The following is a 16,719-nucleotide window of genomic DNA, read 5'->3' as shown; positions in this document are numbered from 1 at the left end:
TACCACTCGACGATTTTGGCAATGTTACCATGCTTTACCGGAAGCTGTACAAACAACTGCCGATGAATGCTACAACTTACTCAAATCTGACCCGTCTCATCCGTCTCTCCATTTCAAAAAACTGGGGAAAAGGTATTGGTCGGTTAGAGTAATCCAATTTTCCCCGGTACTTTGAGATAGTCTCCTGCAAACTTAACGTTGGCAGGATAACTCAAAGCCTGCCGACCATGCTTTGATTTGAAACGGGGTAACTGCGCCCGTTGTAGCCACGGCACAGATTAAGTCTTCAACTAAGGCCATAATTTGGAAATAGTCAGCATAGGCTTGATAGACTTCAATGGAGGTAAATTCTGGGTTATGGGTGCTATCAATTCCCTCGTTACGAAAGACACGACCAATCTCGAAAACCTTTTCCATACCGCCACAAACGGCACGTTTTAAGAACAATTCGGTAGCAATACGCAAGTATAAATCAATATCTAGGGCATTGTGATGGGTGATAAAGGGTCGCGCCGCCGCGCCGCCATAAATAGTCTGGAGGACGGGGGTTTCAATTTCATCAAATCCGGCATTCCATAGATAGGTGCGAATGCTGCGGATAATGCGGCTACGGAGTTTAAACCGCTGTAGGGATGTGGAATTACTAACTAGGTCTATTTCCCGGTGGCGGCGACAGAGTTCGGGGTCATTGATGCCATAGTAGGAGTCGGGGAAGGGTATGGTAGCTTTGGAGATCACGTCAAGGCGGGATACTTGAATGGAGAGTTCCCCCCGGTTGGTGCGGCAGCCAATACCCTCGACTCCGATAAAGTCGCCAATATCGAGAAGTTTTTTAATTTGGTTGAATGTTAAACCGGGGTCGCCTGTGACGAGTTTTTTCTCGATTTTGAGTTGAATGGTTGCTGATGCGTCGGTTAAGCCAATAAAGCCAATACTACCGCTATCGCGTTTGAAGGTGATGCGACCACAGACTCGCAGGGGAAGTGCTTGGGGGTCGGCTTCTCCGTTGGCGAGTTGGTGTTGTGGTTGGGAAAAGTGATCGTGAATTTCTTGGGCGAGGTGCGATCGCTCAAAAGCTACGCTAGGATAGGGTTCAATACCCTGACTACGCAATTCTTCGACTTTTTTGGCACGAACTTCTAATTCGTTGCGGGTTGGATTCTCAGGCATTTCGGAAATTACATTATAGATTAGAGTCCTAGGATCTCATATCATAGCGATCATGAAGATCAGAAGAACCGGATAATTGACCAGTTACTGTGGTTAACAGTTATTGATCCCATGAGGAAGGTTAAACCCAAAATTAGGCTCGTTGTCCTGGGTGCTATTATACTGGCAGTAGGTGCGATCGCTATTGGTTTAGCGTTCAGGCCTGATGCTGAAAAGGATTTGAAGGCTAATGGGGATGCTCTGTTTGAGCCGATAGTGGGGAATCCTGGCTTTGAGGGGGAAACGCCGCCAGAGGTGAGGCGCAATTTTCCTGATGGTGAGTTTCGGGGTGCTGATTTTTACCCGCGAGCCAAGGCTAGAATTAGGAGTAATCGGGTAAATGTTCGCCGACTGGCTACTCTCAACACTGGAAGTATTGCTAGGTTATCGGAGGGGACGGTGGTGGAGGTGGTCGATCGCATTGATAATTCTGAGGATGGTTATATTTGGTATAAGGTTGTGCTTCCCGAAAGCGATCGCCAGGGATGGGTTCGCGGCGATTTACTTACCCAGATATCCGATTAAAGATTACGTCCCCTCTCCCCCTCTTCTCTGGGTTCTTTCTGGGTTGGTGAACCATCGGTAAACGAATTGACTCACCACCCAACCCAAGAAGATACTTACAAAAATCGTCAGAAGTCCCCCCCACCATAGGCTACTGAGCGACGGTTGCTGATTGGGATCTTTATCAATTTGACATTCCCATCCCTAAAAGCCAGCGATTCTTGAGCTAATCACAGCCCTTTATGCTGATGAGTTTGGGGCTTGCTGTTAAGGAGGTGTCGAAGGTGGAACAGGAAACGAATCGTTATTGGAGTTGGGAGTATTTGCGCCGGGGGATGAGGTGTGGGAGGCGATTCTGCTGCGGTAGTTGCGGAAGGATAGTAATTTGGGGTTGGTGATTTGGGAGGAATTGGGGTTAAAATTGCGCTTTTCTTACCTTTACCGATTTGACCTAAGTTTTCTGCCGCTCGTCTGCGGGTCCGCTCATCGGTAGTAGTTTCCAGAATATCAATTAACTCATCAATGCACTTGTCTTTCATCATATTTCAGACCGCTTTAGAGTGGTTTTTAGATTAATCTCATAAAGGGCGAAGCATAACTGGATAAAGTCTCTGCTTTCAGAAACCGGGTTTCTTGTAGGAGCCAATAGCAATTCGCCCGTACTCGGTATGAAGCATAGATCGCCCCTCTGTATTTGGGATAAACTGATTATAATTTGAGAAAAGGCTGTCAGCACGGTGAGTATCCCTGGCGGGGACGGGAATAACGCTTGAGGATGCCGGAATTACCGTGAAGAGTCTTCCCGGGAAAACCTGCTGCCTAAGTTTGTGTTATTTTTATCAGTAAAATTTGCGGATAAAGTGAATTGAGAAAGAGAATATGCAAGCAGAACAATATCCATTTGTCCAAGAATTGATTACAGATGTTTCTGGTCAAATTCGTAAAGTCATCTTGGATTTCAGTGATTATCAGCGACTGCTAGAAGTTATTGAACAAGAGGGACTTTATCAAGCCATGATGGAAGTCAAAAATGAAACTTCCTTGGACTTGGAAGCCGCCCTAGCTGAACTTGAGAAAGAATGAAAAGGCAGTATAAGCGGAGTTTTTTACAAGACTTGAAGGCTCTGACAAGTACCCCTCGCGCCCTGACTTTAGCAACTATTCCCAATCTGATTAAACTGCCGAAGGGTAAGGATTCCCAGTCAGCAATAAAGCCACGGGAAACGGAAGCATCGATCGCACTTAGTTTAATAAAGGAAAATCAAATTTCTGGAGACATATCCAACCAACAATGGGAGTCCGAATAAAAAGAGGACTTAGCTACCCTTAGCTGAAATTGCTATAATGAAATGAACTTTCTCAGTTTCTCTCCTTTCACCAACGGATCGACATGACTCAAAGCCCAGACCCGACAATAGTACCGCCGGCTTTTCCCGATCATACCCAATTACCTGAATCCGACGGTACCTTTACACAAAACTTTTTCAAACATCCCCAGAGTATTTTATTGACCGATTCTCTGGAAAGTACATTGCAAACCCTCCACCCCAATGGACAATATGCGATCGGTCAAAATTCCGGCATTTATTGGCGGGAAACTGACCCGCCGGAACGGGGTGCGGAAGCCCCAGATTGGTTCTATGTTCCCAATGTGCCACCGCAATTAGATGGTCAATATCGCCGTTCTTATGTATTATGGCGGGAGTATGCCGCTCCCTTTATTGCCATTGAATTAACCAGCGGTGATGGTTCGGAACAACGAGACAAAACCCCCCTCTCTCGATCGCCAGAAGGCGTTAACCAAAGACCTGGAAAATTTTGGGCTTATGAGCAGATTATTCGCATTCCCTATTATGTCATTTATCTGATTCAAACCCATGAGTTAGAGGTTTATCGCTGGGTGGGTGGTCGCTATGATCGCTGGGAAGCCAACGATCGCGGACGTTACCCGATCGCCACTATGGGAGTCGAGTTAGGCGTGTGGGAAGGTAGCTATCAAAATCAGACCCAGCAATGGTTACGGTGGTGGGATAACCAGGGTAATTTATTGCTCACTGGTAGCGAACTCGCTAAACTCGAACGCCAACGAGCCGATCGCGCCGAACAAAGCCAACGAGAAGCCGTTCCTAAACTGCTGTCAAGGGGTTTAAGTATACAGCAAGTAGCTGAGGCTTTGTCCTTGTCCGTGGAAGATGTGGAAAAACTCGGCTCGGTTAAAGATTAAAATCAACGGCGATCGCGAATAACTGCGATCGCTATTCAAGACTGTGGCGATAATTCCCAAGCCGATAACGTTGCCAAAAGTGCATCAATTTAGAGGCGGATAAACCAGCCATAGAAGCAGAGGGAAGCATCCCACTCAGCTTAACTCACCAATATGAATGGGTCGAGAAGTGGGGGATATAAGAGAGAATCGGATGAGCAATCCAGAGACAGTAGAGATAAGATTATCGGGTATCATTAATGCGATCGCACCTAAATTTAACCCATTACAAAACCCAATCAGAAGATACCAGCATCGATGCGGAATTGATGCAATTTGGGCGGTCGTGTCAACTCAGCGCCAGTCAAAAACTGGCATTTCTCAAACGGATCATCCAACGGGGTATAAAATTGGTCTGCTGGGGAATTCACCAACAATCCCCCAATGGCGACAATTTGACATTCAAACAACTGTACGTCCGCAGACGCTGGGGGGAACTGTTTGCTACTTATAGTGATAATAACCTGTTTGATGAAAGGGAGCCATTGATGATAGAAGATCCCATCGCGATCGCCTATAAAATTATCGACAAACTCAATCTCTTAAATATCCCCTACTATATCGGCGGTTCCGTCGCCAGTTCCCTACAAGGTGAAGCCAGATTCACCCAAGATATTGACTTGGTTATTTATCTCGAATTATCTCAAGTCGAAGTTTTCATCGAAACATTCAGCTCGGATTTTTATGTCAGTGATGTCGCGGTAAAAGATGCCATATTAGGTGTCAGCAGTTACTTGAACTTAATCAATTTTGAATCTCTCGAAAAAGCCGATATTTTCATCTCCCGAAGCGATGATTTTTCTCGTTCCCAAATGAACCGCAGTCAACTCTATGTCCCGGAAGAAAACCCAGAACAAGCCTTTTATCTTTGCACTCCAGAAGATACCATATTACAAAAGCTGGTCTGGATGAGAATTGCCCAAAACGAATCCCAGAAACAATGGCGAGATATATTAGGTGTGCTGAAAATACAACGAGAACGCCTCGACTTAGACTATCTTTGGCAATGGTCAGAATATCTTAACATTTCCGCATCACTGAATCAAGCCATCCAGCAATCTGGTATAATGTAAATGAATCCCACAATTTTCTGTCGATATTATCTACTATTAATTAGGGGATTTTACCAATGCTTAGGGAAATTTATGGTTTCCCAAGAAATGGGGTCTTAGCTGTTGGTATTAAGTTTAGTAACAACTCTTGAGCGATCGCTTTAACCACCGGAATGGTAACCGAATTTCCCAACTGACGATAAGCCTTATTCTGATTGGGGTGAAGTTGAAAAGAATCTGGAAACCCCTGTAAACGCGCCGCCTCACGGGGAGTAATTCGACGGACTCTTCCCCCATAATATACCCCCAATCGGTTCCCATCACTAGCCACCAAAGTCACCGATATTTTATCGGGGTCGAGAAACTTATATACTTCAAAGGAAAAATTACCCGCCACTGGCTTATATTTATCATCAATAAGTTGCAGATAGTTTTTGTCAACTAAAGAGGCTAATAATTGCGCTAAATTAGGATGGGTATAAAAACTAGCAATTTGAGCCTTGGTAAGTAACTTCCCATCTTGATGTTGACCAAAAACCTTATGGCGGCGTTTAGTAATCAAGCGATTCATCAGGTCAATTTCCTGGGGGGTACAGTCTCCCCGTAACCCCAACTCCCAAGAGTGAATTGAGTTTCCCCCACGATAGTCAATCAGTCTCACGCCATGTAATTTCTCTAAGTTTCCGCGAAGAAAGGTGCGTAACGCCGTTGTAAATTCCGCAGAACAATCATAATGGTGGGGGGGATTATCCTCTAAAATATCTCTGACTTTACAGGAAGGTTTAGGCGCAGAAAATAGAGACAGTTGACCGGACTCATAAGAGTGAGAATCCTTAGCACCCAAATCTGACACTAGGTTGAAGTGAGGGGTTTGGTTCAGAACACCCATCATATAGGCTCGGACGCGATTTTGGGGAACACCATAGTTGGAGCTATTCAGTAAAAATAGGTCAAAACTATAACCACGCTCTTGCATTTTTTGGCGAATTGTGTTGATAGTTTTCCCTTGGTCATGGGTGACTAAACCGCGAACATTCTCAAAAATAAAAGCCTGGGGTTGTTGGCTATCCATGAGACGTAAAATCTCAAAAAACAAGGTTCCCCGTGTATCTCCAAAACCAGCTTTTTTCCCGGCGTATGAAAAACTTTGACAGGGAAATCCAGCCAGCAAAACATGATGGGGGGGAAGGGAGGGAATGGTCTGAATATCGCCTTGGGGAGTTTCGGAAAAGTTAGCTTGATAAACCTGTCTAGCATCCCCATCAATTTCACTACTGAGGAGACAATCAGGAATGCAACCTAAAGACTCAAGCGCCTGTTCAAAGCCGAGGCGCAATCCCCCAATTCCGGCGAATAAATCTATAAATTTAACGGTTTTCATTTTCTATAAAGTCGAGAATAAAGTAGTGTAAGTAATTCAGTTCTGACTCAGAAAATGCCAGAAGCAAGTGGCTATACTCATCAATGGTATTCAGAGCAGATTGGCGTTGGAAGTTACCGACTCCATCAATAATATAAATAATCTTGTAACCCAAGCCATCAATCTGCTCAAATCTTGATTTTGCTTGACCCGCTTTCCGCTCAATTGTGCTATTTGTGGTTTCCTGAAAGCTAATTTCAATTGCTATATATTTTTCACCTTTACTTACGACAATATCAAAGTTAGTGTCTCTTTTTCCTGTTTGCTTATGACTGACTCCAGGGATGGTAGAATTGAGGTTGATATTAATATCATTTTGATTTAAATTTTTACCTAAATATTGATATATATGACGTTGCAAAAGCTGACCTAAATCATTACTTTTAGCTCCTGCGGTAATACGGCTTAGATAAATATAACGCTGGCGTATAAACTCGGAAAGTTCATCATACTTACCCATTAATTGTCCAATCTGACATCCCCAAGTCTTAAAAATGCCAGAAATTTTAGGATTTGTTGAATCTCCAGCAAACAGGAGGACGACAATAATATCTTTATAAACTTCAGACAGAGTTTGTTTCCTTAACAGTAATTTCTGGCTGGAAACGTTGAGTTTTTGGTTTGATAATATTCCTGATATGGGTAACACCTGAAAACGATAACAAAATTGAGTGTTGTTCCAAATATACTCTAATTCTCCATCGGGGAACAATAAATCAAACTCTTGATTTAAACGTTGTAGTTTTTCACCTCCAAAATCTGCTAAGATCAGAAGGTGTTTGAGGAATAAATTAGCAGAGAGCTTTGATATTTCTAAAGTGGTAAATATATCTAGGGGATTTTCTAATTCCAAGGCTAGAATTGAGAGAAACTGCTGTTGGGTTTCAATCAGCACCGGGATAATACTCTGTTCGAGTTGTTGTTGAACCAAAAACTTTGGCTAGAATAAAGATGCTGACTGATGCAATTCCTCAATTGTTCGTTTTTGAACCATAGATGATTAAACAGTTTTTCTGTCAGAATTTGCGAACCATTGATCAAATGTGGGTATCCAAAGGTAAACCTATCATGACTTAGAGAGTGAACTAGATGGGGAATACCTGGGGGACGCAATATGGTATTAGGAGGAGAAGGTGGGATGGAGACGAGACGGAAAGTAGCGTAAAGTGTGGTTGTATTGGGGCTATTTTGGCGACGCTGTGAATTTTACTACTGTTTAAATAAGGACGATCGCATTATTAAAATCACCAAAATTGATAAGATTTCTACCTGTTTAACGCCATGGTTTCTGACTGCAAAGAAGTGGCTATTTGTTCTTGATTAAGACTACGACCAATAAACACCAGTTGAGTTTGGCGAGGTTCGTCGGTTTTCCAGGGGCGATCGAAGAAGGTATCAAATCGGTTTCCGACTCCTTGAACTACCATCCGCATGGGTTTATTTGCTACGGCTATAAAACCTTTGATGCGGTAGATTTCCCACTGCTGGGCGATCGCCTTTAGTTGATTGACTAAACTGGCGGAGTCCCTGACTGGATCTAAGACTAAATGCACAGCATTGATATCATCATCGTGTTCGTGTTCCTCTTCCTGGTCATGGTGACTTGGGCGACTGTCCAGATGGTCTTCTACCGCTGCATTAAAGCCTAATAATATGTCAGCGGAAATTTTACCTTGCTGACAGGAAACCGTCTGCACTCCTGGGGTTAACTCCTGTTTTAGCCATTGCTGAACCCGCTGCTGAGACTCTTCATCAATGCGATCGCCTTTCGTCAAAAGTACCAAATCAGCACAAGCTAACTGGTCTTCAAATAACTCCTCGATTGGTGTTTCATGTTCCAAAGTTTCATCCGCTTGACGCTGCTTTTCTAAAGCCTCTAAATCTCCCACCAGTTGACCATTGGCTAGGGCTTCACTATCAACTACCGTAATCACACCATCTACCGTCGCTTTGGTGCGAATTTCCGGCCATCGGAAGGCTTGAACCAGTGGCTTTGGTAAAGCCAAACCAGAGGTTTCTATTAATATCGAATCAATCGCATCTTGGCGTTTAAGTAGTTCTTGCATAGTCGGCAAAAACTCTTCCTGGACGGTGCAACACAGACAACCATTCGCTAATTCGATGATATTAGTTTCCGTTTCTTCTTCGTCACAAACTTGGCAAGATTTGAGGATTTCGCCATCAATACCTACTTCGCCAAATTCATTGACTAATACCGCGATCCGACGACCTTGGTTATTTTGCAGTAAATGGCGGATCAGGGTGGTTTTTCCAGCCCCTAAAAATCCGGTGATAATGGTTACAGGAATTTTATGCACGGTTTTTTGACTCCTCCGAAATTATAGCGATTTGCTATCTATAAATGTTGAGATTTTCCTAGAGTTTAGATGGGCGATCGCTATGATATTTAGATTGTGAAAATACTAAATCAACCATCATCCATACCTCGCAGATGAATCAACAATAGGTTACTTATCGGCGGGCATTCTGACTGAGAGACTAACAGAGTCCCATCACAGTCGCGGGACAGCGCCGGACTTACACCGGACTTTCCCCCTTTCCTCTAAAGGCTGATTTCCCTTAGAACCGATATCGCGAATATCTTATCACAGGTTGGGCGAATTCGGGGAAAAACCAAAAAAGTCCCTGCTTATTTCTAAACAGGGACGGTTTGTTATTAGTGAATAGGGAGAGATAGGTAAATTTGATGACTTAGACTAAGTTAGTGAAAATCAAAGCCCCAATAGCGCCACTAACGGCGATCGCCATCAGTAAATTTGTAAAAAACCTGCCGTATTCTGCATTATAACCAAGGGCTTTGTCTTCCTGACCACCTGTGAAGAATAAAGACCAGGCTTGGTTAGCTGTAATTACTTCTGAGGTACTGTTAAAGTCCGGTCGAAAGATTACAGGTCTGATTAAGTATTTGTTAGGAAAGTTAAAATCTGTTTTCATACAAGTCTCCGAAATGCTACTGAATTATAGGTTGACAAAATCTGGGTTTTACAGGCTAGTTAACCAGCCAATTACACCATGTCCGGTTAATGCTTCTAAGGCTAGGGCGGATATAAACCCGATCATAGCTAGTCGTCCGTTGAGTTTCTCTGCGTATTTGTTGAAACCGAATTGTTGCGCTTCCTCTACATATACTTGGGGTTCGATCGCGTAAACATTTGCGCGTCCACCTTCTTCCATAATTTGTCCACGAACCATAGTATTTTTGCCTCTCTGACTTCTTGTAAACAAATGTAACACACTGCAAACAAATATTGCAAGGGGTTGACAAAATTAATTTTTGTAGTATAATTTTGTGCTTTTTCCAAACAAGGGGGTTTATTAAAAATTTATTAACAATGGGATTTTTACTTAGTTACATGGTATTAATTAAAATTAATTCTCAATTAGCTCAACAGAGAGCCAATAGATTATGGACAATGATAACTACTGTGCCGATGTATCCGTGAACGGCTTTGATGGTGGCTCAAGCTGGTCAGGATTTACTTACCTCAAAGACAACACTGGTCATGCTCGCACCATAAGTGAATCACCAGAATCATTGGTTGTAGTGGGCGAATCATCAATTCCGGGAACCTTTGCTTTGTCCGAGGCGAAGGTAGGCGATCGCTTATATATAGTTGCTCTCAATTGTGCCGGAGGCAATACCCGTCTAATGGGGATGGGGTTAATGCCAGGTGTAGAATTAAATGTCATTAGTTCCACAACCAGTGGATCAGTGATTATCGCCCTAGGCGACCATCGCTTAGGACTGGGGGCAGATATGGCTGAGAATATTCAGGTCGCCACAGAAAACCTCACCCAGTCGAAAAGGAAACTCTCATCAATGAATAAGACTAATGTTGTGCAGTTGCGCCATGCGGCGATCGGTTCTCGGTTGCGGGTGGTTGGTTATGACCCCGCCGCCCGTAGCTACAAACGGAAATTATTAGCCATGGGATTAACTCCAGGGGTGGAATTTACAGTCAAACGCCACGCACCTTTAGGAGACCCAACCCAAATTGAGGTCAGGGGATTTAACCTGAGTTTACGCAAAGACGAAGCAGATGCCCTCCAGGTGGCATTGATCAACCCATCCTAAAGGAGGAACAAAATTGTGAGTCAGTCTATGGAACTGAACCGCCAAACCGATAATAAGGCTGCGATGTCCTGTATTGCTTTGGTGGGAAACCCTAACTGTGGGAAAACGACCCTATTTAATGCTTTAACTGGTAGTAATCAGCGGGTAGGTAACTGGCCCGGAGTTACCGTAGAAAGGAAAGAGGGAAGCTATCGTTATCAAAACCAGGCCATCAAGGTGATTGACCTGCCAGGGGTTTACTCTCTGGACGTGGAAGATGCCAGCACTGGATTAGATGAACAGGTAGCGCGAGACTATTTACTATCGGGTGAAGCCACCTTAATTATCAATATCGTAGATGCGTCCAACCTAGAGCGAAATCTGTATCTAACCACCCAACTGCTGGAAATGGGTTTGCCGATCGCGATCGCCCTGAATATGATAGATATAGCCCAGCAGCGGCAAATTACCATTGATGCCCAACAATTAGGCGATCGCTTAGGCTGTCCGGTAATTCCCATGAGTGCTAGTTCTGGGCGAGGGGTAGAACAACTGCGGGAAATTGTCCGAGATGCCATACTTATGGCAGACCGCCCCCAAGCTAAAGTCGCCTATCCAGCCCTTATCGAAGCCGCCCTCAATGAAATTACCGAATCTATAGCCCAACAATATAACTACTTACCCCCAGACTATCGTTGGCAAAGTCTCAGTTTATTGCAATATGACGATCGCCAAAGTTTGGTTAATCAAGATGTCGTTAAGCAAATTGCCACCCACCGCCACCGCATACACCAAACCCTGGGAGAAGATATCGACTTATTGATTGCTGATGCGCGCTATAGCTGGATTCATCAGATGTTACAGGGTATCACACAGCGATCGGACCTAGTACAACAGCACGTTTCCGATCACATTGATCAGGTAGTCCTCAGTCGCGCCTGGGGTATACCCATTTTTTTGGTAGTCATGTACCTGATGTTCCTGATTTCCATTAACTTTGGCGGCGCATTTATCGACTTTTTTGAGATCGCCTTTGGTACCGTATTTGTAGATGGCATGGCTCATGGCCTTGAGCAAATTAACGCCCCCGGTTGGTTAATCGGTACTCTAGCCGAAGGAGTTGGCGGCGGTATCCAAACCACTGCTACATTTATCCCCCAAATTGGCTTAATGTTTATCTGTCTAGCCATCTTAGAAGACTCTGGCTATCTCGCCCGCGCCGCCTTTGTTATGGATCGGTTTATGCGGTTTATGGGGCTTCCGGGTAAGTCTTTTGTGCCAATGATGGTCGGTTTTGGCTGCAATATTCCCGGTATTATGGCAACCCGGACTTTAGAAAATCCTCGCGATCGCCTAATGACCGTCTTAATGAATCCCTTTATGTCCTGTGGGGCGCGCCTGCCAGTTTATGCCCTGTTTGTAGCCGCATTTTTCCCCAGAAACGGACAAAATATCGTTTTCTTGCTTTACATCATCGGGATTTTAGCAGCCGTGTTCACCGGGTTAGTCATGAAGCATACCCTCTTACGCGGTCAATCTGCACCCTTTGTCATGGAATTACCCCCCTATCATATTCCCACCGCCAAAGGTGTATTAATCCGCGCTTGGGAAAGGTTAAAAGCCTTTATCACCCGCGCCGGGAAAATGATTGTTATTGTCGTGTTAATTCTGGGTTTATTAAATTCTGTCGGCACTGATGGTTCTTTCGGGAAACAGGATAGCCAGGATTCTCTTTTAAGTGCCGTTAGTCGCACAATTACCCCAGTTTTTAGCCCCATGGGAATCACTCAAGATAATTGGCCGGCTACTGTCGGCTTATTTACCGGAGTATTTGCTAAAGAGGTCATGGTTGGCAGTATGGATGCCCTTTATAAGCAATTAGGGGCTGATGAAGCATCCGCTGCCGACTCAGTGGAAGAACCCGAAGAAGAATTTAGTTTTTGGGGAGGTATCGCCGAAGCCTTTGCTAGTATTCCCGCTAACTTAGCTGATTTAGGTAATCAAATACTTGATCCCATTGGTTTAAGTATTATGGAAAGCACTGATAATCAGGAAGAAGCCGCCACAGCACAGGAGGTTAGTTATAGCACCTTTGGTCAAATGTCTCAAAGGTTTGGTAGTTCTACCGCCGCTTTTGCTTTCCTGTTATTTGTGTTGCTTTATTTCCCCTGTGTGTCTGCCATTGCTGCTGTTTACCGGGAAACTAATCTCGGTTGGACGGTGTTTGTGGCGCTTTGGACTACTGGACTAGCCTACTGGGTTGCTAGTTTCTACTATCAGGCGATGACTTTATCACAAAATACCGGAGAGGCTTTGGGTTTATTGATGGGACTATGTATCGTCATGGGTGCTACTTTAGTTAGTCTCAAAGCTGTTAGCAACCGTCGCCATTCTCCCCGTTTGTAGCCAGGGTTAGACTTGCCAAAAAAGCAGGTTATTAGCCTTTTGGCTGTAGCTAGTCTCAAGGATTTGTGAATTTATGGTTATCGGTGTTAACAGGTATATTCATGATACCATAGAGACTAGCGATCGCACCATTTATCCCGTCGTCAACTATGCTACTTCAACAACTGCAAAATCATCTCAGAAATCATGGTCGCGTTTCTTTGACAGAATTAGAACATCAGATGAAAATTGATGCTGATACCCTGCGATTCATGCTGGGCAAATTAATTAGAAAGGGGCGAGTTTGTAAAGTGGAGGGTAAAGCCTGCGGGGGCTGTCATAGTTGCTCCCCAGAAGCGATCGAGTTTTACGAATGGATATCTCCCTAATTTAATGAGTTAATCAGGAGTTAATCAAAATGTCAGATAATCCAGCCCTGGATAGTCTTAAACAGGCTTTATGTGAAGCCATACAGGATGAATATAAAGCCTGTGCTACCTATCGGTTAATTATCCAAAAATTCGGACCGATTAGACCCTTTGTGAATATTATCGAAGCCGAAAAAAGGCATATACAGGCATTAATTCCACTGTTTATTAGGTATAATATTCCCATACCAGAGGATGATTGGGAAACTCGTATAATTCCCCCTAACTCAGTACAAGAAGCCTGCGAACAAGGAGTTAAAGCCGAAATTGAAAATGGGGAAATGTATCAAAGGTTATTGAAAGCCACATCAAATTACTGGGATGTACAAAATGTGTTCTTAAATTTGCAACGTGCATCCCAAGAAAACCATTTACCCGCCTTTAAACGTTGTGTCACCAGACGTACTCAAACCATAGCCATATCTAATCAAAACAACTGTTATGGTGGACACCGACATCAGCGCCGGAGAGGTTGTCAATTCTCCTAGTTATTGGGTTCGTGAATTATCTATGGTATACTGTCCTGAAAATAAGGTAAATTGACCATGACGGATTCAGCATTATCTACCGAAATTCAAACCGCAGAAAACCCCGACATTCTTCCCCAAATAGGTCGGTGGTTAGAAGACTATGAGGAAGTGGTGACGATTTTACCTGTGGTAGCAGGTTTATTAGTTACCAGTCGCCTGCGGCTACGGGGGGCGCAAGCCTTGATAGTTAACCTGTTAATGGCTGCAATTATTCGCCAATTAGTTCGCCAATTGAAGCAGGAGGCTAAGGCTAACTCTCCCGCTACTAATTCCACTCAAGCCACAAGTCCTAATAACCATCAAGATAATAGTCCCACAGCTACCACAACTGAAACCGAAGATTATACTATTGTTCATTCTATACCCGGACGGCTTCGGTTGCGTATTCCCCGTTTAATGACTGATGTTCTCTATGCGAAACGCTTAGAAAAACTGTTGTCTGAGGAACAGCGAGTTAAGTCGGTACGCATTAACCGCACCGCTGCATCTTTGATTATTCAATATGACCCGGCTGGGGTTTCGGAATTGGAGTTAGGTATGTATTTAGTTACTATCCTAGAAAAGGCTGAAACTACTGCTGAACCTGATACAAATTCCGTCTCCGATGATTCTGAACCCACATCATGACTACCGCGATATCAACATCATTATCTAATCAAGAATGCCAGGTTATTCATCAGGTAGCTGGACGGACTCGCTTTCGTATTCCCCTATTAGCTAAATATCCCCAATTAGCTACTGAAATTCAGCCGATTTTAGCAAAAAACTCCGGTATTACCTATGTGCGGATTAACCCCATAGCCGCCTGTATGGTGGTGCAATATGTCCCGAATAAATTGGCGGCGGTTGATTTATCAAATTTGGTGATTAATGTAGTCAAAGACTTGACAAATCATCAATTTTATGATAAGCCAATTTATGGTGTTAATAATGAGCCGAAAACCCCTGAAAAATCAGGGACTGTAGAGGAAAACGAGTCGAGTCTGCGGCTGCCAATTATAGCCACTGCGTTGGCGGTTTTAAGTCGGTTTCCGCAATTAACACCATTGCGCCCTGTGGCGAGAATAGCGTTTATTCTAGCGGCTTTTCCTGTGGCTCAACGGGCTTTTAATAGCCTGATTAATCAGCGACGGTTAAATATTGATTGTCTGGATTTTCTCGCCTTGAGTTTAAGTGCGACTCAGGGTAAGTTAGTTACCCCGGCTATGGTGATTTTACTGCATGAATTGGGGGATGTAATTCGGGAACAAACGGCGCGGGCGACGGAGGTACGCACGGCGAGTTTGATGGATGCTATTGGTAGGTTTGCATGGGTGGTGGTGGATGATGATTTACCCCCGCAAAAAATCCCAAGCGATCGCCTTCAGGTGGGGGATAAAGTCGTCGTTTATCCGGGGGAACAAATCCCCGTAGATGGTACGATATTAAAAGGGGAAGCCGTTATTGATGAACAGGGTTTAACTGGGGAAGCAATGCCATTAGTTAAACGGGTGGGAGAGTCGGTTTTAGCTTCGACTTTGGTGCGTTCAGGACAGCTTTACTTAAAAGCCGATCGCGTCGGTTCTCAAACTAGAGCTGCTTTGAGTATAGAATTATTACAAAAGGCTCCCGTTTATGATACCCGCATGGCTAATTATGCCGAAAAAGTCGCAGATAGGTTAATCTTGCCTTCTCTACTTTTGGCGGGTATTGTATTAGTTACTAGCCGAGATGCTGCTAGGGCTGCCGCTATTCTTACCCTCGATTTTGTCACCGGAATTAGAGTGTCAATTCCGACAGCCTTTTGGGGTGCATTAAATCATACAACCCGCCATGGTATCTTGGTTCGCAGTGGTCGGACTTTGGAACAACTCGCCGAAGTTGATACCGTGGTTTTTGATAAAACCGGAACTCTGACCGAGGGTGAAATTGCGATCGCTGCCGTGCGGACGCTTCCCGGAGGAATGTCCGAAACCGAACTGCTAAAACTGGCGGCGGCCGCGGAAATGAGACTTAATCACCCTGTCGCCGAGGCGATCGTTAATTATGCTGCTCAACTTGACATTACTATTCCCCCACGAGGAGAATGGTTCTATGATTTAGGCTTGGGAGTACGAGCCGAAATTGAAGGTCATCAGGTATTGGTGGGAAGTCAACGTTTTCTCGAACAACAGCGGGTTAATTGGGGTGATAATTCCCTGATTTCTACTAGCCAAATGACCCAAATTTATGTCGCTTGTGATGGCGATTTTCAAGGGGTGATTGAATATACTGACCCCCTGAAACCAGAAAGCGATCGCCTCATACAAGCCCTGCAAAAAAATTATGCGATCGAAGTCCATTTACTCACCGGAGATAACCCCCAACGCGCCGCCTTAGTTGCTGAACAATTAGGGATTCCCAAATCGCGGGTTTATGCCGAAGCCTTCCCCGATGAAAAAGCTCGTATTGTTCGTGATTTACATCGCGCCGGTCGGACTGTCGCCTTTATCGGAGATGGATTAAATGATTCCGTCGCTTTGGCTTATGCGGATGTTTCCATTTCCTTTCAACATGGTTCTGATATTGCTCGTGAAACCGCCGACGTAGTGTTGATGAATAATAACCTCTTAGACGTTTTAGAAGCCATTGATATCGCCCGTCAAACTCGCAATTTAATTGACCAAAATATCGCTCTCGTCGTCGCCCCGAATTTAGCAGCTTTGGGGTTGGCTTCCACCGTAGGGCTTAATCCCTTAGTGGCTACTGCTATCCACAATGGTTCAGCGATCGCCGCCGGAATGAATAGTCTCCGACCCCTAGTTGAACACCAGATGAACAATTAATAATTAATAATTAATAATTAATAATTAATAATGGTCGGGGCGCGCCTCC

At 44.3% G+C, this 16,719-nt stretch carries 16 protein-coding genes, 1 pseudogene and 1 riboswitch; of the genes and pseudogenes, 11 read left to right on the top strand and 6 right to left on the bottom strand.

Translation table 11 applies throughout. From position 1 onward, the window contains the following. Positions 1-261 precede the first annotated feature (261 nt). Positions 262-1,170, bottom strand: a pseudogene (locus P5683_RS10285) (amino acid--tRNA ligase-related protein); the annotation flags it as partial. 111 nt (positions 1,171-1,281) lie between these two features. Between P5683_RS10285 and P5683_RS10280 the strand changes: the two are divergent. The 5 genes from P5683_RS10280 to P5683_RS10260 all read left to right on the top strand — a co-directional run bounded on the left by P5683_RS10280 (position 1,282) and on the right by P5683_RS10260 (position 5,049). Further along, a complete protein-coding gene (locus tag P5683_RS10280; protein ID WP_006624683.1) occupies positions 1,282-1,734 on the top strand; it encodes an SH3 domain-containing protein in 453 nt (150 codons plus the stop codon). Positions 1,735-2,592: 858 nt separating this feature from the next. Then, a complete protein-coding gene (locus P5683_RS10275) occupies positions 2,593-2,796 on the top strand; it encodes a hypothetical protein (protein WP_006624681.1) in 204 nt (67 codons plus the stop codon). Then, the gene (locus P5683_RS10270; protein WP_315639634.1) at positions 2,793-3,020 is read left to right on the top strand and encodes a hypothetical protein; all 228 of its coding nucleotides are present in this window, start codon (positions 2,793-2,795) and stop codon (positions 3,018-3,020) included. The genes P5683_RS10275 and P5683_RS10270 overlap by 4 nt, the downstream gene beginning before the upstream one ends. Before the next feature lie 83 nt (positions 3,021-3,103). Further along, positions 3,104-3,937 carry a Uma2 family endonuclease gene (locus P5683_RS10265; RefSeq protein WP_006624679.1) on the top strand — a complete coding sequence of 278 codons (834 nt, stop codon included), beginning with the start codon at positions 3,104-3,106 and terminating at the stop codon, positions 3,935-3,937. A 239-nt stretch (positions 3,938-4,176) separates the two neighbouring features. Then, positions 4,177-5,049 (top strand): hypothetical protein, encoded by an 873-nt coding sequence (locus tag P5683_RS10260; protein WP_006624678.1) that lies wholly within the window; start codon positions 4,177-4,179, stop codon positions 5,047-5,049. A 70-nt stretch (positions 5,050-5,119) separates the two neighbouring features. Here P5683_RS10260 and dcm read toward each other — a convergent pair whose 3' ends face one another. The 5 genes from dcm to P5683_RS10235 all read right to left on the bottom strand — a co-directional run bounded on the left by dcm (position 5,120) and on the right by P5683_RS10235 (position 9,661). Beyond that, positions 5,120-6,409 (bottom strand): DNA (cytosine-5-)-methyltransferase, encoded by a 1,290-nt coding sequence (gene dcm, locus P5683_RS10255; RefSeq protein WP_006624677.1) that lies wholly within the window; start codon positions 6,407-6,409, stop codon positions 5,120-5,122. Further along, positions 6,396-7,379, bottom strand: coding sequence for a DpnII family type II restriction endonuclease (locus tag P5683_RS10250; protein WP_006670590.1), 984 nt, complete (start codon positions 7,377-7,379; stop codon positions 6,396-6,398). Before P5683_RS10250 ends, dcm begins: the two co-directional genes overlap by 14 nt. A 334-nt stretch (positions 7,380-7,713) precedes the next feature. After that, positions 7,714-8,766, bottom strand: coding sequence for a cobalamin biosynthesis protein CobW (gene cobW / locus P5683_RS10245; RefSeq protein WP_315641846.1), 1,053 nt, complete (start codon positions 8,764-8,766; stop codon positions 7,714-7,716). Between the two features lie 141 nt (positions 8,767-8,907). Next, positions 8,908-9,054, bottom strand: a riboswitch (cobalamin riboswitch). Between the two features lie 106 nt (positions 9,055-9,160). After that, positions 9,161-9,403 carry a hypothetical protein gene (locus P5683_RS10240; protein WP_315641845.1) on the bottom strand — a complete coding sequence of 81 codons (243 nt, stop codon included), beginning with the start codon at positions 9,401-9,403 and terminating at the stop codon, positions 9,161-9,163. Between the two features lie 48 nt (positions 9,404-9,451). Continuing rightward, complete coding sequence (locus P5683_RS10235) at positions 9,452-9,661, bottom strand: chlorophyll a/b-binding protein (protein WP_006670588.1); 210 nt, start codon at positions 9,659-9,661, stop codon at positions 9,452-9,454. Between the two features lie 214 nt (positions 9,662-9,875). Here P5683_RS10235 and P5683_RS10230 point away from each other — a divergent pair, with 214 nt between their 5' ends. The 6 genes from P5683_RS10230 to P5683_RS10205 all read left to right on the top strand — a co-directional run bounded on the left by P5683_RS10230 (position 9,876) and on the right by P5683_RS10205 (position 16,670). Then, the gene (locus P5683_RS10230) at positions 9,876-10,544 is read left to right on the top strand and encodes a FeoA family protein (RefSeq protein ID WP_006670587.1); all 669 of its coding nucleotides are present in this window, start codon (positions 9,876-9,878) and stop codon (positions 10,542-10,544) included. A gap of 27 nt (positions 10,545-10,571) precedes the next feature. Then, positions 10,572-12,929: a Fe(2+) transporter permease subunit FeoB gene (gene feoB / locus P5683_RS10225; protein WP_006624671.1), complete on the top strand. Its 2,358-nt coding sequence runs from the start codon at positions 10,572-10,574 to the stop codon at positions 12,927-12,929. 149 nt (positions 12,930-13,078) lie between these two features. Further along, positions 13,079-13,297, top strand: a complete 219-nt coding sequence (locus tag P5683_RS10220) for a FeoC-like transcriptional regulator (RefSeq protein ID WP_006624670.1) — start codon at positions 13,079-13,081, stop codon at positions 13,295-13,297. A gap of 29 nt (positions 13,298-13,326) precedes the next feature. Further along, positions 13,327-13,824, top strand: coding sequence for a hypothetical protein (locus tag P5683_RS10215; RefSeq protein ID WP_006624669.1), 498 nt, complete (start codon positions 13,327-13,329; stop codon positions 13,822-13,824). Between the two features lie 57 nt (positions 13,825-13,881). Further along, the gene (locus P5683_RS10210) at positions 13,882-14,493 is read left to right on the top strand and encodes an HMA2 domain-containing protein (protein ID WP_006624668.1); all 612 of its coding nucleotides are present in this window, start codon (positions 13,882-13,884) and stop codon (positions 14,491-14,493) included. After that, positions 14,490-16,670: a heavy metal translocating P-type ATPase gene (locus P5683_RS10205; RefSeq protein WP_193520998.1), complete on the top strand. Its 2,181-nt coding sequence runs from the start codon at positions 14,490-14,492 to the stop codon at positions 16,668-16,670. Before P5683_RS10210 ends, P5683_RS10205 begins: the two co-directional genes overlap by 4 nt. Positions 16,671-16,719: the final 49 nt, after the last annotated feature.

This window comes from Limnospira sp. PMC 1279.21 (genome assembly GCF_032349615.1).
Lineage (GTDB): Bacteria > Cyanobacteriota > Cyanobacteriia > Cyanobacteriales > Microcoleaceae > Limnospira > Limnospira fusiformis.
This window is presented reverse-complemented; position numbering and strand designations above follow the sequence as displayed.